We start from the raw sequence: 21,349 nt of genomic DNA on the forward strand, positions 1-21,349 counted from the left end.
CTCCATTTTGTCGGTTCCTTATATATATTTTACCATCAGGCTGTAAATTTTTCTATCATTTCTCCGCCTTTTGATAAACTTTTTATATCGTTTTTTAACAAGAAGGCATATCTGGCAAAATGCTCACACGCTAAAAGGAATATCATACCCTTTTTGAACAGAGAACGGCACGACCTGATCAATAACTTCCAATGCACCATTTCGTCCACATTTCTCCGGCGTACCTCCCGCATTTCCTCGAACGCCCTTTCCGGAATAAACCTTGCCGCAAATCCGACCATGGCATCCGGAATCGGAATGAACAGGCGAATATTAATATTCTTAACTGCTCATCCATAGCCAATCTCCTTTTTTTGAAACAGTCCGGACGAATCTGTACTGTTACTCTATTTTTTCTATATTTCTTCTATTTCAGCTGGGCGATAGCCTGTTCCGCGGCATTCTCCAATGGGGTGTCCGCTGCTATTCCTCAGAAGATTTATATAACTGGAAGGACGAGGGACTGCTGATTCCGCCTGATACCCAGGACACCGGCTCTCTCCTGCCCCCTTCCTCCAAAGCAGAACGGCCGCACATTATATATAATGAAGAAACAGGAAAATACGTCTGTTGGATGAAGGTCATACGAAAGGAAGAACAACTGGCTCTCATCCTGACGTCGGACAGCTTCTTTGGTCCATACGCTGTCATCCAAAACGGCATACGCCCTTTGGGAATGTGCATGGGGGATTTTGATCTGGTAAAATTGCCTGACGGCCGTGCCTGCTGCTATTTCGAACGGGTACATAAGGAAATTATCTGTGCGGAGCTTACCACGGACTATACGGATGTTACCGGTTTTTACACCGCACATTTTCCCCACGATAATCCTCCCTATGTAAGGGAAGCCCCTGCTTATTTTACGAAAGCCTTTGACAGTGGAGAAGCCTATCGAAAAATCAAACATAATTTTGAATGGAGTTTTTCCGACGACCCGGAACTGAAAAGCAATATTAACTGGAGTGTTCCGGCGCCGGATACCTCCCTGGCCGGTTATGTATGGCTCCCTGTTTCCTTTGAGCAGGGCCTGCCTGTACTTCATTGGTATGACGAATGGCGGATTGAAAATTTTGAATGAGCCGTAAAAGAGGCTGCGCACTTTTCCGTGCCGCAGCCTCAGTTCTTTTTATGTATCTATTCCTGTTTGATTAAAATCGGCATAAAAATACCGCCCTGTGCACTTCGCGCCTTGAAGTGGCAATACTCCCCCGTCACCATATCATACATAACGGTGCGGAAGGATAACTGATATCCACGGTGCCAATACAGCCATTGGAATCGTTTTCTTTGGAAAGGAAAATCACTTCTCCCTTTTCATCCATGATCAGCTTGTGGGCCGCAATTACATGACGATAACTCATGTTACACAAAAATACGTAATCCGCGCCGCCGATGGTCTTCGCCTTTTTTAAAGGCTCCATATTACAGCCAATTCTAATATCACAATAAAATATTTCTGCCAACTTTCATCCATATAAATAATGCACAATTAATTCTGATTTCTCTACACACTTTTAACAAAACCGAATACTTGAACGGCACTTACCAGATCAATGAACTGGCAAATGTTATTTTTATCATTATCCTTGCTGCGGCGCTGCTCATCATTGCACTTATGCTCCCTGTCTGCCGGAGAACCTTCCGTCCGCTACGAAACATGATAACAGAAATCAAGCAGAAAGCAATGCTGGAGGATGACGGCTACGATGAAGTACAATATTTAAACCTATATTATGAAAAACTGTCGGATAATATCAGGCAGTTGAATTACAGGGAAGAAAAGAGCTTTATTGTAAAAAACCTCCTGGTAGGCAGCCAGGGTCAGATTATCCAGTCACTTTTGCTGAAAAACCATGTCACTGATGAAAACAGAAGCTATTATGCCATCGCCGCTTATCTATCCGCCCCGGAAGAAGAGCCGTTAAGCATGCAGGCCTATGATATGCTCAAGGACACAGTAAGCGAGATTTACAGCACGGCGCTGGGCCAGGCAGGGCACTGTACTTATTTTGAAACCGGCCTCCGCCGTATGCTTTTTATTATATCGGAAACTGAAGATCACAAACCGGAGGAAACACAGCTCCTTCAGATACTGGAGCATACCGGCTGCTCCGTGGAAGAACTGACCTACAACAAGGTCACCACTCTTCTGTCCCAAAAGGCGGAAAACGGCCATACCCCCTGCGTCGGTCTGGTAAAGGATCTGGAAAACCGTCTGAAAACCAGACTTATCCTGGAAGAATACCAGGGAACCGGCCTGCCGGAATCCCCGAAGGCTGCGACAGATACAGAAAAAATCACAAAGGAAATCATGGAAGCTGTAAAAAAAGGGAAAAAAGCGGACTACGAACTTCTGCTGGCGCGCCTGCTTCACAGCTGCAGGGACATGACCTACGAAGCTTTTTCCAACACTATTCTGAATGCTGCGGAAAAAATCATCCGGATCCGCCGGGAAACCGCTGCTGTAAACGGAGAGTTCCCCAAACAGCGGGATAAATTAAAGGAGCAGTTTGAAAAGCTTTCCTCCCGCCAGGAGCTTCTTGGCTGGCTGCTCTCTCTGTTTGACGCGGCCTGCCATTCCACAGCAGCACAAATGGAAGAAGCCACCGCTTTGTACCGTTGCCGTTATAAATTATACACCGAAGGGAAGAATACCAATGAAAGATTATGACTTACCTCTGTCAAACATCATACGCGACCGAGGAATGATGAATATTTTCCGCTCCGTCGGCTGCATCGGAAACAGAACTGCTATGTAATGAACTGTATTCCTATGCGCCGCTCTACGACGAGGCTTTCCGGAAAAATATTTCTGCGGCCACATGAACGCCAAGGGATACCTGCTGACAGCACATTTTTTTATGACTTATATTGACTGTATTATCAGACACAAACCGGAGGACTTTACATATATACAGTTTATTGGAAGCAGTTTCAGATCGTATGCAGAATAAAACAGCCGCCAGACAGACGATACTATAGATAAATACTGTTGATAGATTGATGCTATGGATAAGAGCGATACTTAGATAAAAGCTGCTTGACACTCCATACTGTAACTGCTATTATTACAGTATGGAGTGAGGGATTCTTATGAAACTAAAGCGGATTATTGTATCTATTATCTTATTTTCATTGTTTCTTTTTATCTGCTCTGCAGTATTTAAAGGCACAGCAGATAATTTGCAGGCAGATTCAGCCTTAACGGCAGAAAGCGAGGTATCTTCCATGGGAGAGAGTAATACGGAAAAGACAGAAATAAACCTGGAAAATTTAAAAGAAATTTATTTTGCAGGCGGCTGCTTCTGGGGTGTGGAAGAATATTTTTCAAGAATTCCGGGCGTCTATGACGCGGTTTCCGGCTACGCCAACGGCAATACTGAGCAGCCGACCTACGAAGAGGTCTGCTCCAATACCACGGGCTTTGCGGAGACGGTACGCGTCCGGTATGATCCGGCGGTGATTTCCCTGCGCGTACTGACCGGGCAGTATTTTAAAATAATCGATCCCGTCAGCGTCAACCTGCAGGGCAATGACACAGGCACACAGTACCGGACCGGAATCTTTTATACACAGGAAAAGGACCGTGCTTCCATTCAGCCTGTCATGAATGAAATACAGAATGATTATTCCGAGCCGCTGGCGGTAGAGCTTGCGCCGCTGGAAAACTTCTATCCGGCCGAGGATTACCACCAGGACTATCTGCAGAAGAACCCGGGCGGCTACTGCCATATAGATTTTTCCAGTCTGGAGGATTTGACGGTACGCGCCAACGGCACCGTGGGAATCCGCATTTCGGAAAAAGAACTGCGGGAAGAGCTGACTCCGCTGCAATATGAAGTAACCCGGAATGCCGCCACGGAAAGGCCCTTCACCGGAGAATATTGGGACAGCAATGAACCGGGATTATATGTGGATATCGTCACAGGGGAACCGCTCTTTACTTCCGCCGACAAATTCGATTCCGGCTGCGGCTGGCCCAGCTTCACGAAGCCTGTGGAGCCGGAAGCCATAACACAGCTGGAAGATAACAGCCACGGCATGAAGCGTATTGAGGTGCGCAGCCATGACGGTGATTCCCACCTGGGACATGTGTTTGAGGACGGCCCCGCAGAATCCGGCGGACTCAGATACTGTATCAACAGCGCCTCCCTGCGTTTCATACCGCTCTCCCGGATGGAGGAGGAAGGGTACGGAGCCTATATCCCGCAGGTGCTGGCGCAGTGAGAAGCTTTTCCTATCCTCAAGTCAAAGCTTAGAATTTCCTAATATGAGACAATGCGCAGAAGCCTCCGCGCATTGTCTCATTTCAGCATAACAGGGAAGGGGGTTCACTGCCTTTTCAGTTCTCCCATTTATCACTGTCTGCTGTATTACTATGTTACTGTATTACCGTATTACTGTATTTCTAATGTTACAGTCCAAGGCTCTCCACCCAGGCCTTAAGCTCCGCCTTATCCGCATACGGGCTGAAGCGTCTGCCGTTACTGATTATAATTATAAAATTGGGGATCGGTTTTGTCTAATGCCTATTTTAACTGGCGTGTTATTCATTTTTTGTATTGCCGGACTTCCTGTGAGGCCTGTAAAATACCAGGGACACCACAGTCATTCCTTTTATCGTTGGCAAGGATGGCTGATGTGGCCGATTCTATGTAATGGCAGGCTCAATCCTTGTACCAAAGTGCAATATCTGAGACCATTAGAAAATCAGCAAAGGATATGGTATAATTTTCTCAGACAAAAACTGTATAAGTCAATCGAAACGCAAACCGGAAAAATATTGCTTATTACAAAAGAAATGCTGTTAGATGAAATTACACATTATCATGGAACACTTGTCGAGTATATGAGTGAAATTGAAAGGAAATATTGTTATATTGAAGTGCAATTGTGGTTTGATGATTTGATAAGAAGATATTTGTAAGATACTTATTTCATAGCATTCTTATCTCTAACTGTCATTATCCGATGAGAAATGTTCCATGAACTTTCCAAAATTACTGCTTCCTTTGATTAAATCATCTGTTGTTCCAAATATTACAACCTGATCTGCTGCATGTTCTGTTCCATGGACCTCATTAATTTTTCTTTTGATATCTCCATACTGCTCATACGGCTTTTTATCCGTATCGCAAAATACAAGGACCAAATCATAAGAGCCATTCTGATATTTATCTTGATATCGGGCCGGGATGTTTCCATTTCCTTCCGCATTCTCCAAGACAAACTCATAAGTTGTGCTCCAAACTTGCAGCGATATTAATTTATCCAAATATTCGTACTCTTCATCACTTTACAGATAATACAAATCCTACTGCCTGAAAAAAACCGGGGAATTTTATTTATCATTGGCCAAGTCCCCTTTCCGGTCTCCTTTTATGCTTAACAAAGAATATATCAGCTCAGGATCAGGAACTGCCCCCAACACACCTTTTCTATATTTTTCCATGATATCGGTTGTATCTCTTATTCCCTGCCCCGCTGTAAATTGTGCCAGCGAATACACATAAATTCCTTCTTTATTTTTATGAATAAACCAAGCTTGCGTTGCTGTCTCTATATAGAGGCATGCTCATTAGAAGAATTTATTTTTATATCACAATCAGCGGTACAATTAATTCTTTTTATGTCAGCCCTGATCTTCCTAATCCCGTTTTACACAAACGATAATGGATTCGCTTTTCCAGGAGGACATGCTGCGTTTGGGGAAACAAACGAGAAAACGTTAATCTGGGAGTTCAAAGAGGAAATCGGCGCGGATATTTTAGTCGGTGAATTAAAATGGGTTGGTGAAATTTTCTTTCCATGGGGAGAAAAACCTTGTCATCAGATTTGTTTATATTATACTGTGGTAATTGAAGACGGATATACGCCAAAAGAAGGCACCTTCCTGGCGCAGGAACAGCTTGAGGGCCGAAAGCCGAACCAGCTATCCCTGGCAATGGCAAAATGCCCGTCCCGTTTCTTTATGGAACAGATGGATTTTCTCAGACAGAAGGCGGACATATACCGCCTGCCCCAGCCTCCCGGAAAAATCAGCGCCTGTTATCATTGTAAGATCCGGCATCCCGGGAGCTGTGAGAAAAACCGCTGTCTCCCGCCCGGTATTTTCCACAATATTGATTTCCATCCGTATAGCGCCAGGTTCTCCCGGGCCGGCAGGTTTGATATGCTCCGGACGAATGCCTGCCGTTATTTCCCCTTGCACAGGTCCCGGCGGCAGCTTATCTTCATCCACAGGAATCCTGCGCTCTCCCAGGGTAAGGTAACAGCAGCCCTGCTCTGTGACAGGCCCTGTATCCCACAGGTTCATATGGGGAGAGCCTATAAATCCCGCAACGAACAGATTCGCAGGATGTCCATATATCTCCTGAGGTGTCCCAAGCTGCTGCAGGACTCCTTCATTTATCACGGCAATGCGTGTTCCCTTTTAATTTCCTTTTTTCCGGAATGCCGCATTTTAAGGGGAAATGCAATATTGTCCTTCACTTTCATATTGGGATACAGGGCATAGTTCTGAAAAACCATGGCAACATCGCGGTTCTTCGGCGGTACCTTGTTCATGCTCCTCCCATCCATAATGATTTCTCCGCCACTGATATTCTCAAGTCCTGCTATCATGCGCAGCAGCGTTGTTTTTCCACATCCGGAGGGACCGACAAAAACAATAAATTCACCCTGATTTATTTCCATATCCATGTCTATGACAGCATGGACATTGCCCGGATACCATTTGTTTACCTTTCGAATCTGCAGGCTTCCAGTTAAACTCTCTTTTTCCATAAAACCTTCCTCCATTTCTGCCCCGTAACCGTCCCTCTCTATTCAGTCTTTATCCTTTACAGACTTTTCCCGTTACTTCAATCCTTCATCCCGGAGGAAATAATGCCCTGTTCCAGATATTTCTGCCCGGACAGGAATATCAAAAGAGGCGGCATCAGCGTGATCGGTGAGGCAATCAGCGATACCCCTGCATTGTCGGCAGTAATATTTGCCATATACAATGACAGCGGCCAGAGAGCCTGATTCTTCAGAAATGCCTGCGGTGCTTCCATGGCATTCCAATATTCCAGGAATCCCAATACTACTGCGGAAAGAATCCCTGATGCCCCCAGTGGAATTCCAAGCCGGACAAAGCTCTGGAAGGGCGAAGCCCCATCCACCGCCGCTGCCTCCATAACCGTTTCCGGTATCACCATAAAGAAACGTGTCATAATGAATACGGGAAAGGTTGACGCCGCCCCGGGCAGGATGACGGCCCATACGGTATCAATCAGCCGCAATTTATCCAGTACAAGATAGCTTGAAACCATGGTCACCTGGAAAGGCATCAACATAAGAACAATATATAAGGTATAGAGCAGCTTTTTACCCCGGAAATTAAATCTTGCAAACGCCCATGCCGCAGGTGCCCCTAAAAATATCTGCCCGATTACAACAGGGAAAACCTGCCTGCAGGAATTCCAGAATACTGCAAAAAACTGAGGCGTATCCAAAAGCAGCTCCACATAAGCCTGCAAAGTAGGATACTGCGCAATTACAGGCCATACGGCAGTCCCTTCCCCTCCTTCCAGAACCGGAGCGAGATTTTCAGACAATTCCGCACTTCCCATAATAGTGCCGGATAACAGCATCCAAAGAGGTATCCATATAAAAAAGGCAATAAAAACAAGTATCAACCCTGTCAGCCACTTTTTCATTTACGCTCCCATCCGCGTGCAAGGCACGCATACAATTCAAGGGGGCTGAAAGGCCTTTTCCCTTCAGCCCTTATCCTCCCGGCCCAAAACTTTCTGCAGCAGCATGATCAGTATAAATACAAAAAGCGCCATCATTACGGCTCCCGCGCACATTTTATCCACATCCAGATTGCCGTACCAGTTGTTGAACAGATGCTGCAGCATATAGATGCTTTCCTCCGGGTAGCTTCCGGCAATCAGATAAGCCTCCCGGAACACCTTAAAAGAGTTCAGCAGCGAAAGCACCGTAGTGGTGAAAAAAACCGGCATAAGGTTTGGCAAAGTAATTTGCGTAAACCGCCTGATGCTTCCGGCTCCATCTATCTGCGCCGCCTCATATAAGGCCGGATTTATGGTGCCAAACCCGGAAAGCCACAGAACCATATCATATCCGAAGTTCTTCCACAGATAAGCAAATACCAGCACCCCAAAAGCAGCCCTGCTCCCTATCCAGTCCACCGGCGCTGCATCCCAAAGCGCAAGAAAGGCATTGAGCAGACCGTTTTTATGAAAAATCACACGCCACAAAAGGACAATCGAAGCCACCGGTATTGCCATAGGCACAAGAAATGAGGTTTTGAAAATTCCGTGTGATTCCCTGAAGGCAGTCAGCAGCAGCGAAACCGCCAGTGAAATAACCAGCAGCAGCGGTATACAGACAAGGACAAATTTCAGTGTGTTTCCCGCAGCCAGCTTGAAAGCGCTGTTGTCCAATACTGCCAGATAATTTTGAAATCCCACGAACCTGCCGCCGGCAGCCTGAAAAAAGGAACGCCGCAGCACATCCAGAAGGGGAATGAATACCATAATACTTACAAAAATCAGGCTCGGCGCCAAAAACAGCCATGGCACGATACGTTCCCTAAAAGAAACTTCTTTTCTCATCTGAAAACCTCCCTTCCCCGGGAACAGCGGTAAGCTTCTCCTTCTGCCTGTAAAGCATGAAATCCACAGACAGCCACAGGCAGGGCATCAGATACATTTCCCTGCAGAATATCATATGGCAAGTCCGGGCCATGGAAAGGGACAGCAGGCTGAGCGCCAGCGTATATGCCGCACAGCCCAGCGACATGCCACCATAAGACCTTATGGATACCCGCATTGCGGCTATTGTCCCAGGCACAGAGGCGGCTATGGAAAATAATACTGTCATAATTACAGCGGTCATAAGCTCCATATCTCGGAAGGTGGAGCCTTCCGATATCCATGTAACCACATTTTTTCCATGTCCCATAACTAAATTCTCCCAAAACGCAAAGTCGGACAACCTCGTAGGAATAAATCCGGCAGGGAATCCCGGCAGGTCCATACAAAAAAGCAAACCAGCCAGAACCAACAGGGCCGACGGCAGCCAGAAGGCCAGCAACACAGGATAATGCCAAAGCCATTTCCCGCGCCTTATGACACGGCCGAGAATACCTGCTGCCAGAATAACGGCAGGAAACCTGACAATAATACCAAGCGCCCATTCTATCAGCGGCTGTTCAAGAATCATCCCCCCGGAGAAATCCGCGGCCAAAAGATAGCGCTCTGCCTTCTCCCTGGTTCCCGTCCCGGAAAATATCAGCTGCATATGGGACAGAGGCTCTTCTGACCCAGCCTGTGCCTGACGGAATATCCGCGGCTCCTCCCCCTCAAATACGCCGCGCACATAGAGCCTGTCTCCATCCATTATTACCGGCATCCCGCAAACGTCTGTGCTTCCCCACAAGGAAAACGCCAGCCCCGAGCTGACCGCGCATCCTGCCAAATCGTTTCCGGCCGGGAAGCCGCCGGAAAGCATGGCCGCTGCTGTAACAGCCCTGCAGTCGCCAAATACCACCACCCTGTCTGCTGCCATGCTTTTCCTGTCCCCGCTCATAACCTCATATCCTGAAGCCGCCTGCCATAGGGTGACCTCCAGCTGTTCTGCCGCCCCATCCTGCCGCGCAAAGGTCTGCTGTTTCACGAGAGCGGCCGGGCTGACGCCGCCGTTTTCCCATTTAACCTCCACACCCGGACAGAGGTTTACGGCCTTGCTGTAAAAAGTGCAGGCTATGCACCAGAAAAAAACTGCCGTCAAACCCGATATCACCAGCGCCGGCCAATGAAAATGTCTTTCAGTTTCCAATACGAACCCTGTCTCCTTCCGTTATCGCCTTATTTGAACCTGTGATCACCTGATCCGCGTAGGTAAGGGCGCTCTCAACGCACATCATCTGTCTGTCCCTGTCTTTCACGGTTATATCAACTCTTGCAGTGACCCACTCCGTTCCCAGTACGGAATTCTGTTTGCGTATCACCAAAACGTGATCTCCCCTGGAATCGCTTCTGAGCGCCGTAATGGGAAGGCAGTTATGATAAATCTCACTTTTCTTACTCAATGAAAGCTGTGCGGTCATACCGGCCGGATAGTCTCCTTCCTGCAAAACAGCAGTCAGGAAAACCTTCCCCTCCTCATCAGGCATGCCTATAGAACTGATCTCTGCCGCTGACCTTTGAGTGCTGCCGTCAAGCCTGAACATAAGCTCCCCCTTGTCTCCCGCCAGGAAATACCGTGCGGATTCTTCCTCCAAAAAACCTTCGAACAAAAATCCTTTATCATTGCAGGCAAGGGTAACCACCTCTTCTCCTGCTTTTGTCCTGAATCCCTTTTCCACAGTACGCAGTACCGTTCCGGACACCGGCGCTGACAGGTATCCTCCATTATTTAAAATTTCCTGCAATTTATCCCGCAGTTTTTCTTTCTCCGCCAATTCGGATTCGCAGGTCAGTCTTGTGATTTTCCTTTCTTTCTGTGACATCACCGCCTGCTGCTGCGCATTTTCCAACGCCAGCTGCGCCGCCTCGACCGCCCTTTGCGCTTTATAAAGGGCTTCTTCTGCCAGGTACTGATTGTCCTCAAATTCACGCCAGACATCGTTCAGGGTTCCCTTTGCGGCATCAATCGCTGCCCGGGCCTGCCTGACTGCGGCTTCATCGGAAAAATCCGTACGCTCTTTTGCCGCCGTCAGCGCCGCGTTTGCATCATTGAGAGAAGCCTCGGCTCTCTCTGTTTTTGTTTTCCAGCGTTCTTTTATGGCATTCAGGTTTTCAGCGGCGCTGTCGTAGGACGAGGTTTTATATTCCGCATCTGACAGGTTTTTTTCTGCCTGCGTAAATTCCTCCTGTGCTTTGGAAAGCTCTTCCTTTGCAGCATTCAGCTCCTCCGTATAATCCGTGTCGCCGCCGGGCTCCTGCTCCTCAATTGCTTTTTCAATATCGCTGACCGCCTGCTTTGCGGCATCAAGCGTACTTTCCGCCTGTTTGTATGCCTCCAGCAGCTTCTGATAGGCATTCTTTGAAGCGTCCAAATTTTCCGAGGCTTCATCCAGCTCCTTTTCTGCGGCATGGATGGCATCCTCCGCCGCTTCCCTGACGCTATACAGATTTTCCTCCGCCTCCTTAACGACTGCCTCCGCTTCCCTGATAAGCTCCTGCTTTACCGCAGCGGCCGCCCTGTCATCCTCCGTCTCAGCAGCCGCCAGCTTCTCTTCACTTTTTGTATAGTCCTCCTTCAATCTTGTGTCTGACCGGACATATTTTGAAGCCAGGCGTTCATACTCCCTTTGGGCATCCTCAAGGGCGCGTTGCGCCGCAGCCACCTCATTACCGCCCCCGCTTTCGGAAAGATCAATTCTGAGAGTGAGGATATGGATTTCCTCTTCCAGCTTCTTCACCTGCGCTTCCATGGAAGGCACTTCAAAGGCAAGCAGCGGATCGCCCTTGTTTACCTGACTGCCTTCCTGAGCATTGACCGCCGTTACCCAAAGCCCTTCCGGCAATCTAATGCTTCTGTCGGCTGCCGCCTGGATCCTCCCCTCCACGAAAGCCCTTTCCGTAAGCGTCCCGCTTGCAAGAGTCGATACGGAAACGCTTGCTGTTGTGATGGAAAGGGAAACACGGGATATAACCGTGCATACAAACATCAGTGTAAAAAAAACGATAAGAGACTGTACGGCCATGCGCTGCATACTTTTTTTAATGACAGGCCCGTTTTTCTCTCCGGAAGCAAGCATTTCCTTTTGCTGCTGAATGATCCTGTTTATTTTTTCTTCCCTATGTAATCGCATCGCTGTTCAGTCTCCTGCATTCTTATTTGAATTCAACCGTAATAATTCTGTCCGCCAGATAAGTACCGTCTGCCTGCTGCTTTCCAAAGCATAATACGATATCCTTATCCTTCACTTCGCTTTTTCCGCAGTCTTCCAGAGAATAACTGCCCCCATCCGAGCTCACGATTCCTTTTTGAAACACTGTTTCGTCCGTATAAGCAACCTTTATGAAGTGCGGCTCCCTGGAGGCTGCAGTTCCATCTGCAAAGGGGGAGGTATTGATCACCAGGCCCGTTTCTGAACACTCGCTGGCCGCACCGTTTAAATCCGCTGAATTGAACATTTCGTTCGCATCTGCAAAGGTTTCCATTTCTGAATCCTCTTTTCCTGCACCGGTTTCCGTTTTTTCTGAAGCTTCTTCTGAAGTTTTTTCTGAAGTTTCCGCTGAAGCTTCTTCTGAAATCTCCGCCGAAGCTTCTTCTGAATTTCCTTCTGAGATTTTCTCCACGCCGGCCGCTGTACCGGAATGAGCGGCAGAATCACTATCCTGATAATTGGCTGCTTCTGTTTCCGCAGCTCCGTTTTCTGTCCCCATATCTGTCATATTTGTCCCGGCACAGCCGGTAAATAAAAGCATCCCGGCACAGATAACTGCGTACCGTCCAACCATTTTTACTTTTCCATCCTTTTTTTTCATTGTTTAAAATCCTCTCCTTTTTACATTTGTTCATTTATATAAAGGGTGGCGCGGCTCTGGATTGTTTCAGCCGCTTCCTTTACATTCTTTGCTCCCGAAAAATACGCTCCGGCTTCCTCCAGTATGATATTTTCCAGTGCCTGGTTATCATTTACCACATAGGCCGCGCTGCTTAGAAGCTGCCTTGTTGCCTCCGCGTCCTCTGCCGCTGCGCTGCCGTTTTCATAAATCCATGCCCAGACGGATTTCCCTTCCATGGCGGCCTGCATGACGGCATCAAAGGCTCCCTTATGGACAGGAAGCATACTGCAGGACTTCTGATGCTCCTCACTCAGCAGCGTCCTGACGAATTCCCATGCGCCGTCCTTCCGGCTGCCGGCCTGAGCGATTCCTATTTTTACCTCGGGTATGAGCGCATGGTACTTACCGTTACTGCCCGGAAGGCCAAGCAGCTTCAGATTCCCATGAAAATAGTCCCTGTATTTGGCGATATGGTAAATACTGAGAACAGCTTCATAGGCTGCCATGCAGGCGCTGTCCGGCTCTTCTCCAATGCCCTTTTGGTTGCCTTCCTGAATCTTGCCGGCAAACTCCAGCAATTTTATGAATTCAGGCGAATCAAAGGAACATTTGCCTGAAGTCCAGTCAACAAAGCTGTTGTCCGTCTGGAGCATAATTTTGAGAAAAAAGGCGCCCGACAGGTTGCTTACGGAATCCGCCCCATATGTATTCAGCAGCTCCTCCAAATCCTGAAGCGTCCATCCGGTTTTGCCATTCATGCTTTCCCCATCGGCCAGCATTGTGGATACGCCCACCCCATCTGTAATATAAGGAAGTTTTCCGTCCAAGCTTATGGCGGTAAACACATTTTCAAAATAGTCTTCCCTGTGAATGTCCGGATCGTTCTCCATGTATGGATAAAGGTCCTCCAGCAGCCCTTTTTTGTGATAAACCTGGACCGGCAAATTGCTCATATCCAGAATATCCGGCATATCGCCTGAAATAATGCGGGTGTTAAGATTCAAAACAGCACTGTCCCATTCCTCATCCGACACGTTCTGCTCATATGGAAAATATTCCGTCAGTTCAATCCGGTACCGGCTGTTTGTCTTATTAAAATCAGAAACAGCCTGAACCACCCCCGGCCCTGCCGTCAGGCTCACCATGCTCAGGGCAACACGTTCATCCACCCCCTGGGAAAGCACGGCCAAATCATACGAAAGCTCTGCCCTCTGATCCGGGGAAGCTGTCAAAACAAGAAACCGTCCATCCGAAAGCTCGCCCAAATGCACATCCGACGCGCCCAGCCCCACATCCGTCCAGCTAAAGAGCTGCCTTCCTTCCCGCGCTCCAGCAGGATAGCCATACAGGCTGGAGGAATCAAACCGGTAAAAATTACTTGTGCTCCCCCCAAACAGGCCCGCCGTTGCTCCCAGATGAATCCTGTCCTCACTCCAGTCCCTGCTTTTCATATCCACATGAAGCAAATCATAACTCATCCGATCCGCTGCGGAGGCACACACTCCAATCTGTCCTTCGGCAGTTGTTATTGTGGTCATAAGATTTCCTTCATAGCTAAGAGGAAACAAAAACTGCCCCGCATTATCAAACATATATGCCAAGGTATTTCCGCTTTTTTCCGCCACACAGATATTCCCCTGCGCATCAATGCTCATAAACAGCTCACTTTCAATGGAAGAAGGGGCTGAAGCATCCAGCAGTTCCGTCAGCTCAACGGTTTGGGCCTTCCTGCCGTTTTTATCGAATTTTTTCAGATGATAGCTTCCTGCAGCCTCCATGGTAACCGCCCATATATTGCCCTTTGGATCAAAGGCAAAATCCAAAAGGGATTCTGAGGCTTCCATAGTTAACGGCAGCTTTTGAAATCCCCCGTCATCAACCGTCATTGATGCCAGATAGGAGACGCCGTTTGCCTCCGAGCAGCACATATACGCTGCATTGTCTTTAATCAGGAGCCTTGAGATACCTGTCACGGTATCTGGGATATCGTAAAAGCTTGCAACATAGGATGCATCGGACTTTTCGATACCGGCCTGTTTTCCGCAGGCGGTCAAGCCCAAAAGCATTGCCGCCAGCCCCAGGACTGTGATGCCCTGCCTTGTCATTTTTATTTTCAATTTCTGCCTCCTTAAAAAAAAATTGCCTGTCCCCTCAGGCATATTCAGCATACCATTCAGGAACAGGCAGTGTTTTAAATTCATATAAACGATTTCTAAGAAACGGTAAATGAATTCTTAAGAAAACGCTAAGGAGCCATGGTGAGTTCCTCCCGTATCGATGGAAGCTCAATCACAAAAGAGGTTAATCCATTACTGCTTTCCGCTTTTATCCGGCCGCCGTGTAAGGTGACAATATCCCTGGCGATGGCAAGCCCAAGCCCGGAGCCTCCGGTTTCACTCTGCCTTGCACTGCTCAGGCGATAGAATTTGTCAAAAATCAGGCCGAGCTTATCGCCCGGAATCTCCCCCCTGTTTTCAAACCGGATCACCGTTTTTTCGGGAAATTCCTCTGCAAAGACAGATATGACGCTTTCATCCTCGCTGTAAGCTATGGCATTTTTCAGAATATTATTGAAAACCCTGGCCAGCTTCTCAGAATCCCCATACACGGATATATCCTCGCCCACATTGTTTTCTATGCGCTTTTTGCAGGCGCTCAGCTGAGGATACAATTCTTCTGAAATCTGGACAAGCATATAATAAAGATCAATTTTAACCTTTTGAAGCGATATAGGTTCAGAATGATTGCGGGTAATTTCAAAAAATTCATTCACCAGTATCCGCAGTCGGTTTGCTTTTTCCCATGCAGTATGGATATATTTTATTTTCTTATCATCGGGCATGTCAGGATTTTCATCCAAAAGACTTAAATATCCGATTACGGATGTCAGGGGGGTCTTAATATCATGGGCCAGATATACGACAAGCTCATTCTTCTGCCGCTCGGTTTTCCTGGCTTCGTCCGCCTGTGTTTTAAGCGTTTGTTTTGCATAATTCAATTTGCGTTCAACCGTTTCCAGCTCCGGAGACAGCGATATGGCGTCCCCATCCTCCATAAGCTTATCAATTCCGGATAAGACCTCATCAAAGTATCTTTTATAGGAATACAGAAGCATATAGAACAGCAAAAATACAAATATAATGATCACAATACCAAGAATAAACTGCATATTCGCCGTAACTGCCTTAAAATATATCATATCGGCCTGATCCTCATTCAGGGAAAAAATACGTGTAATCCATAGGACAATAGTATCCGCCAGATGCCCTCTGGTCATCGCCCGCAGCAAAAGGACAGCGGACACCGCCCCCAGCATAATTCCCAGTCCCCTGAAAAAAGTAATACGGTTAAGCTTTGTATAATCCGAATTTGTTTTTCTAAATTTTTTCAATCTTATATCCGACCCCCCATACCGTTTTTATATATCTGGGCCTTTCTCCGGTATCATTCATTTTTTCACGAAGATGGCGGATGTGTACGGTAATCGTATTATTGCTTTTGCTGTAATATTCTTCCTGCCAGACTTCATGGAATAATTCCTCTGAACGGACTACGCTGCCCCTGTTTTCCAAAAGTATTTTCAGTATCAGAAATTCCGTGGGAGTCAGCGTCAGGCTTTCTTCATCAATCCAGCATTCATATGTCTTGAGGTTCATAACCAGCCCGTCATGCTTAAGAATCCTCTCTGCCGGCGGGAAAATGGAATTTACATTATATTTCTTATACCGGCGAAGCTGGGCTTTTATTCTCGCGGTCAGCTCAAGAGGGAGAAAGGGCTTTGTAATATAATCATCCGCGCCAAGCGTAAGCCCGGTGATCTTATCCGTCTCCCCATCCTTTGCCGTAAGCATGATTACCGGATATGTGTATTCCTTATTTCGTATAAACTGGCATATGGAAAGCCCGCTGACATCCGGCAGCATGATATCCAATATGGCCAAATCAAAATCCACACTCTCAATACAGGCAAGGGCCTCCTTCCCCGTGTAGAATTTATATACCTCCATATTTTCGTTTTGAAGATACACTTCTATCAGATCCGCAATTTCTTTCTCATCGTCAACGACAAGTATTTTTTCCTTCATCACCGCTCTCCTTTTTATTTTTTATAAATCCGTTCTTTTTTTGCAGTTGCTTTTCTATACTTATTATATTGAGTCCGAATGCTTCATTTATTATTTATTGATATAAAATTTATTAATTATTTCCTAAGATGCCGTCTGTGTATCTTAAATTTTCATCTGTCGGGCGTTTCCTCCGGTTCCCGTCCTGGTATAAAAAAGGTTGGAGAAAGGCCGCCGTAAAGGTATGCCATTCTCTCCAAGCAGCGGAATTTGCGGCTTCAATCGCCTCGAAGCATCTAACGCGTTATGGTATAGTTTTACCATGTCGAAGCCGCGCTTTTGATAAAAGCGAATGGCATTAATATTGTCATTCGTCGTAATTACAATAACCTTTTTACAATGCTTTTGACGCGCAGCCGCAATAATTTTTTCAATCAGTGAGGAAGCAATGCCTTTGCCTTCTGTCAGACTATCCAAAGAAATGATTTCGCATACATCTGTGTTAACCGCAAAAGTCAGCAGCGCGATAATTTTCTTATCCTCTAATACCGCAATTCCATCAACCTTTGTCATGTCAACAATAGCACCACGGATGACCATTTCTGCTGACAGCCAGTGTTCAACGATAAAGTCTGTCACTTCTTTGCGGTTTTCTTCATTAATGAATACATATTCCATAGCTTCTCCTGACCCCCAAAGAGGGAATTACACACGGAACCCAATTCTGCGGGCTTCCGGCCATGGGCATTCCCTCCATTGTCCTTCGTCCTCCTCAGCGCTTCCGGTAAGAAGATCGGTTGCGGCATCTGCCAGATAGCCAAGATAGCTCGCCGCGCCATCGCCGCAAATAAGCTTCCACATCAGGCCGCCAAATATGTATGACCGGGCAAACTCCCGCCAGCTGTGCAGCTCCTGGACAGCCTTTTGTGAAAGCTCCCACAGAATACCCACAGCCTCGCCTTCGGTGATCCAGCCCAGATAGCGGCCCCAGCGGGCCAGCATAGCCGCCCGTCCTATGTCCCAGCCCAGCAGAAATTCAGGGCGGTACCGGCTCTTAAAATGCTGCACAAACCGCCAGCCCCGGCAGATCGACTTGCCGAAACGGCTCCACCTGGGATCATTCTTTGCATAAGGAACCGATTCCGGCTCCGGCAGTGTGTCCAGCCAGGCCAGCTTTTCCTCCAGAACCCGGTAAAGCTCCTGCTCCAATGCCAGGGTAAGCTCCGGTTCCTCCTCTTCATCATCCTCATCTTCTTCCATGGCCAGAGTCTCCATAGCCGCAGAGATGATTCCCATATCCTCACCGAAAAGCTGGTTCATCATGTCCTCAACGCCCATGGCTGCACAGTCGGCAACCTGGCGGGCTATCTCTGCCTGAATCTGCTCCTGGTTGGCCGCCTCCACTTGGCGCTGTTGGTTGGCAGCTTCCTGACCAGCGCTGTTCCTCCGCCTTCTGTTTTTCGGCAACTCCTTCCATGGCCGTTTTTTTGGCGGCCGCTTCCTCCTGCATGTATACATCCGCGCCAAGCATTAAATCCACCTTGCCGCTTTCCAGGCAGTTCCCATACTCCGTCGTATCCTCATAGTATACGAGCTCACAGGAAATATTATTGAATGTCAGAAATTCCTGCAGCCGTTCAATTTTCTGGACCGCTCGTTTCAAAACGCCTATCCGTTTTCCATTCAGCGTATTATAGTCATAGCCTTTTATATCCGTATCTTCCTGATGATAGATAAGCAGGGAATAATTGGATCCCATTATATAAGAGGGGTAATTATAAAGATCCTTGAATTCTTCCCTGTAGAACATGCCCCCCATCAGGTCATATTCACAATTGGCCATTTTACTCAGCTGTTCTGATGCATTTCCTTCTGTCATAAATTCATATTGCCAGCCTGTATACTTGGCAATCTCAATCAGCCAGTCATATACACAGCCGCCATAAGTGCCGTCATCATAAACCTCATTGATACCAGAAGTATAGGGAAATGCAACCTTCAGGACTCTCGGTTCCTCCTCCTGCGCATTTACCTCCGGGCAATAAGCATAAAAGGGGCGAAAGAGGCCAACAGTACAGCAAAAAGAAGCAGGACCTTCCGATACTGCTTCTTTTTGCCATATATTTGATTTATCCCCGTTCTTTTCCCTCTTTTACCTAACTCCGTTGTATGTCCATCCTGGAAGCCTCCCGTCCCGTATCCGAGCAGCGTTGACAGCTCTGATTGTCTGCAGCCTCCCCGGTTCAGGCAGGAGATCTGCTGATTTACATTATACCAATCAGGCAGTAACAAAACAAGACACTTCGTATGTATTCGGCAATTCTGTGTTACTCAATAAGACGGACGGCGGAAAGCTTTTCAACTTTCCTGTTAATTTTCCGTAAAACTATATCGTATGCTCCTCCCGGTACTGTCCCGGCGTTTTTCCCGTGTACTTCTTAAAACGGCGGGTAAATACATGATCGTCCTCATAGCCCACCGACAGGCTGATTTCCCGGACGAGCATATTGGTGGAAACGAGAAGCTCCCTGGCCCGTTCCATCCTCAGGTTGGCAAGATAATCCGAAGGCCGTATATCCATCTGGTTCTTGAATTCCACCGCCAGGGTAACGGAGCTGATGCCCAGATAATCCGCCAGCATGCTCATGGTAAGCTCCGGCTTGGCAAAATTCTCTTTCATATAAGCCGCCGCTTCTTCCACAATCCTGGAACGATCCACGCTTTCCTCCGGCTTCGTCTCAATGATTCGGCTGCAGGCCTCGCAAAGGAAATCGTTAAAATCCTGGATGGTAAGGCACTGGGAAAGCGTGAATACGTTGTAAATGCTTTCCAGCCCGGTATTTTCTGCCTTCCATTCTGAAATCAGCACATGGATAATATCATTGTACAGCAGGCGGAACAGGGGCAGGGACGGGCTTTTCTTCGTCATTCTCCTGCAGATATCCTCCACGGCCTGCTCTACTGCGGGTTTATCCCGGCTGCGCAGCGCCGCCTTCAGCTTCTGCAGATAGGAATCGGGAAGCACATTCACCACATCCGTCAGCGCCACGTCGCCAAAACGGATGATTTTGTTATTATCCTGCAGGAAACGGTTGTCAAACGCAGTATCCGCCTCCAGATAAGCCGCTGAACCTTCCATGAAATCCTGGTGATAATTGCTTACGGACATTACAAATTCCCCATGGCATTCCTTGCCGATGGTAAACAGCATACCCAGCGTCTCTTCGATCCGTTCCGCCGAATCGGAAAAAAGGACAAAAAGGCTCTGGTTATTGCTGACCAGATGGATGCCGTAGCCGTCAAGATGCGCCGCCTGCGCGATCACATCCAGCATCATCGCATGGGCGCGGCTTTCATTGCTGTCGCTGCGCTCTCCCAGCAGGACGGCCAGGTACATGGTGTTTTCAATCTCTATGGACGCTTTCTGCGCCGCCTGAAGCACTTCCTCCCAGCTTTTGAAGTCATTCCGGATAAAATTCCTGACAAACCGGGTCTTCTTCAGCTGCAGATTTTCCTTCTCCTTCTGCTCGTTCGCCTCCACCAGCATCTGGATGCCGCTTTCTATGCTGCTTAAGTTATAATTTGTTTCCTCCTGGGAATCCAGCAGCTGGTTCATTTTTTTCACCTTTGCCGCCATGCGTCTGGAAAATACCATGATAAAAAACGCCGCAGGGATGGCGCATACGCTCAGCAGCACAATAATCCCCCACTGTCCGGTTACAATTTTATCGTAAAAAACTTCCATCGACTGCAGGGAGCAGTAAGTCAGGCCGCTTGTCCCCTGCCGGACGCTCAGCAGGTATTTTTTCCCATCTATCTTTACCTGGCGCTGTCCCTCCTCTTCCCCTGACAGCGGCAGGATCGCATCGGAAGGCAGCTCCAGGCTTCCCCGGGAAACAATGACTTCATCCTTATAAATAATAAAATCTTCCCTCAGATCCTCTTCGTCTTTTTCCATCAGCGAATCATAATAGGAACCCGGCACAACGAACAGAAGCGTTTCCTGGAAAGCCGGAGGAATGGCCTGCATATAAAGCACCATGTCCTCCCCGCCCATATACTTCTGAATCCAGAAGCCGGAAACAGATTGTTCCGGCCAAATGCGCAGTTCTTTGTCAGTGGATCGGATCTCCGCTTTTACCTCTTCCGCGTCCAAAAGCTCCATCACACAGCCCTGTTCCGCAAAATAGTCCATTCCCACCGAAGTGGTTCCGGTGTACATATAATCGTCTTCATGATACTGGTAAAGCAACATTTGAAAAAACTGGCTTACCGTTATATATTGAAACAGGTGCTTCTCCAGCTGGAGAGCCGCCTGCGGGTTTTCCGAAAGTCTGAATTTGGTCACATCCTCAGTTATACCCATTTGATATACGATATTCCTGATAATCTGCATATCATTTTCATGTCTGTTTATCTCTGCGTCAAGATGTTCCTCATTAGAAATAAGGAAGTCCGAATAAATCGTCTTATAATAAAACTGGTATAGATAACTCCCCAGCGATGTAATGATCAGTATTACAATGATACTGAATACAATAATATAGTAAAAAATATTTTGTGATTTTAATTCATCCCATATTTTTTTCACAAAAGCCTCCCCCATTTCCCTGTTATATTTCTTAACGTGACCTGCAAAAAAATGCAACAGTCAGGACGTCCATACTTATTTTTTATTATAGCACACAATATTTATAGCGCACAAACGGCTCT

The 21,349-nt window shown here is 47.3% G+C and carries 18 protein-coding genes and 2 pseudogenes; 4 read left to right on the plus strand and 16 right to left on the minus strand.

Features of this window, described 5'->3' with window-relative positions; all coding sequences use genetic code 11:
* The first annotated feature begins 613 nt into the window (after window positions 1–613).
* On the plus strand, window positions 614–1,117 hold the full coding sequence (locus FYJ45_RS16325) for a glycoside hydrolase family protein (RefSeq protein ID WP_154465807.1): 504 nt from the start codon (window positions 614–616) through the stop codon (window positions 1,115–1,117).
* 133 nt (window positions 1,118–1,250) lie between these two features.
* Here FYJ45_RS16325 and FYJ45_RS16330 read toward each other — a convergent pair whose 3' ends face one another.
* Window positions 1,251–1,460: a glutaminase domain-containing protein gene (locus FYJ45_RS16330; protein ID WP_154465809.1), complete on the minus strand. Its 210-nt coding sequence runs from the start codon at window positions 1,458–1,460 to the stop codon at window positions 1,251–1,253.
* A 110-nt stretch (window positions 1,461–1,570) separates the two neighbouring features.
* On the opposite strand from FYJ45_RS16330, the gene FYJ45_RS16335 reads away from it, so the two are divergent.
* Window positions 1,571–2,710 (plus strand): hypothetical protein, encoded by a 1,140-nt coding sequence (locus FYJ45_RS16335; protein ID WP_154465811.1) that lies wholly within the window; start codon window positions 1,571–1,573, stop codon window positions 2,708–2,710.
* 557 nt (window positions 2,711–3,267) lie between these two features.
* Window positions 3,268–4,266, plus strand: a complete 999-nt coding sequence (gene msrB / locus FYJ45_RS16340; protein ID WP_235930844.1) for a peptide-methionine (R)-S-oxide reductase MsrB — start codon at window positions 3,268–3,270, stop codon at window positions 4,264–4,266.
* Between the two features lie 727 nt (window positions 4,267–4,993).
* Here msrB and FYJ45_RS16345 read toward each other — a convergent pair.
* The gene (locus tag FYJ45_RS16345; protein ID WP_235930839.1) at window positions 4,994–5,314 is read right to left on the minus strand and encodes a hypothetical protein; all 321 of its coding nucleotides are present in this window, start codon (window positions 5,312–5,314) and stop codon (window positions 4,994–4,996) included.
* 66 nt (window positions 5,315–5,380) lie between these two features.
* The gene (locus tag FYJ45_RS16350) at window positions 5,381–5,548 is read right to left on the minus strand and encodes a hypothetical protein (protein ID WP_235930840.1); all 168 of its coding nucleotides are present in this window, start codon (window positions 5,546–5,548) and stop codon (window positions 5,381–5,383) included.
* 120 nt (window positions 5,549–5,668) lie between these two features.
* On the opposite strand from FYJ45_RS16350, the pseudogene FYJ45_RS33220 reads away from it, so the two are divergent.
* Window positions 5,669–5,905 (plus strand): annotated as a pseudogene (locus FYJ45_RS33220) (NUDIX domain-containing protein); the annotation flags it as partial.
* Window positions 5,906–5,971: 66 nt separating this feature from the next.
* Here FYJ45_RS33220 and FYJ45_RS32730 read toward each other — a convergent pair.
* The 13 genes and pseudogenes from FYJ45_RS32730 to FYJ45_RS31820 all read right to left on the minus strand — a co-directional run bounded on the left by FYJ45_RS32730 (window position 5,972) and on the right by FYJ45_RS31820 (window position 21,227).
* A pseudogene (locus FYJ45_RS32730) lies at window positions 5,972–6,825 on the minus strand (ABC transporter ATP-binding protein).
* Between the two features lie 77 nt (window positions 6,826–6,902).
* Complete coding sequence (locus FYJ45_RS16360) at window positions 6,903–7,742, minus strand: carbohydrate ABC transporter permease (protein WP_154465815.1); 840 nt, start codon at window positions 7,740–7,742, stop codon at window positions 6,903–6,905.
* A 63-nt stretch (window positions 7,743–7,805) separates the two neighbouring features.
* The gene (locus FYJ45_RS16365; RefSeq protein ID WP_154465817.1) at window positions 7,806–8,666 is read right to left on the minus strand and encodes a carbohydrate ABC transporter permease; all 861 of its coding nucleotides are present in this window, start codon (window positions 8,664–8,666) and stop codon (window positions 7,806–7,808) included.
* The gene (locus FYJ45_RS16370; RefSeq protein WP_154465819.1) at window positions 8,644–9,891 is read right to left on the minus strand and encodes a hypothetical protein; all 1,248 of its coding nucleotides are present in this window, start codon (window positions 9,889–9,891) and stop codon (window positions 8,644–8,646) included. Before FYJ45_RS16370 ends, FYJ45_RS16365 begins: the two co-directional genes overlap by 23 nt.
* Window positions 9,881–11,872: a biotin/lipoyl-binding protein gene (locus FYJ45_RS16375; RefSeq protein ID WP_154465821.1), complete on the minus strand. Its 1,992-nt coding sequence runs from the start codon at window positions 11,870–11,872 to the stop codon at window positions 9,881–9,883. The genes FYJ45_RS16370 and FYJ45_RS16375 overlap by 11 nt, the downstream gene beginning before the upstream one ends.
* Window positions 11,873–11,894: 22 nt before the next feature.
* Window positions 11,895–12,551, minus strand: a complete 657-nt coding sequence (locus FYJ45_RS16380) for a hypothetical protein (protein ID WP_154465823.1) — start codon at window positions 12,549–12,551, stop codon at window positions 11,895–11,897.
* 20 nt (window positions 12,552–12,571) lie between these two features.
* On the minus strand, window positions 12,572–14,683 hold the full coding sequence (locus FYJ45_RS16385; RefSeq protein WP_276892876.1) for an extracellular solute-binding protein: 2,112 nt from the start codon (window positions 14,681–14,683) through the stop codon (window positions 12,572–12,574).
* A 134-nt stretch (window positions 14,684–14,817) separates the two neighbouring features.
* Complete coding sequence (locus FYJ45_RS16390) at window positions 14,818–15,963, minus strand: sensor histidine kinase (RefSeq protein ID WP_154465825.1); 1,146 nt, start codon at window positions 15,961–15,963, stop codon at window positions 14,818–14,820.
* Window positions 15,950–16,657 (minus strand): VanR-ABDEGLN family response regulator transcription factor, encoded by a 708-nt coding sequence (gene vanR, locus FYJ45_RS16395; protein WP_154465827.1) that lies wholly within the window; start codon window positions 16,655–16,657, stop codon window positions 15,950–15,952. The genes FYJ45_RS16390 and vanR overlap by 14 nt, the downstream gene beginning before the upstream one ends.
* 144 nt (window positions 16,658–16,801) lie before the next feature.
* The gene (locus FYJ45_RS16400) at window positions 16,802–17,314 is read right to left on the minus strand and encodes a GNAT family N-acetyltransferase (protein WP_154465829.1); all 513 of its coding nucleotides are present in this window, start codon (window positions 17,312–17,314) and stop codon (window positions 16,802–16,804) included.
* Window positions 17,315–17,341: 27 nt separating this feature from the next.
* Window positions 17,342–18,040 carry a DUF1266 domain-containing protein gene (locus FYJ45_RS16405; RefSeq protein WP_195841846.1) on the minus strand — a complete coding sequence of 233 codons (699 nt, stop codon included), beginning with the start codon at window positions 18,038–18,040 and terminating at the stop codon, window positions 17,342–17,344.
* Window positions 17,964–18,515 carry a hypothetical protein gene (locus FYJ45_RS16410; RefSeq protein ID WP_408609504.1) on the minus strand — a complete coding sequence of 184 codons (552 nt, stop codon included), beginning with the start codon at window positions 18,513–18,515 and terminating at the stop codon, window positions 17,964–17,966. The genes FYJ45_RS16405 and FYJ45_RS16410 overlap by 77 nt, the downstream gene beginning before the upstream one ends.
* A gap of 507 nt (window positions 18,516–19,022) precedes the next feature.
* Window positions 19,023–21,227, minus strand: coding sequence for an AraC family transcriptional regulator (locus tag FYJ45_RS31820; protein ID WP_195841847.1), 2,205 nt, complete (start codon window positions 21,225–21,227; stop codon window positions 19,023–19,025).
* Window positions 21,228–21,349 lie beyond the last annotated feature (122 nt).

Source organism: Eisenbergiella porci (assembly GCF_009696275.1).
Taxonomy (GTDB): Bacteria; Bacillota; Clostridia; order Lachnospirales; family Lachnospiraceae; genus Eisenbergiella; species Eisenbergiella porci.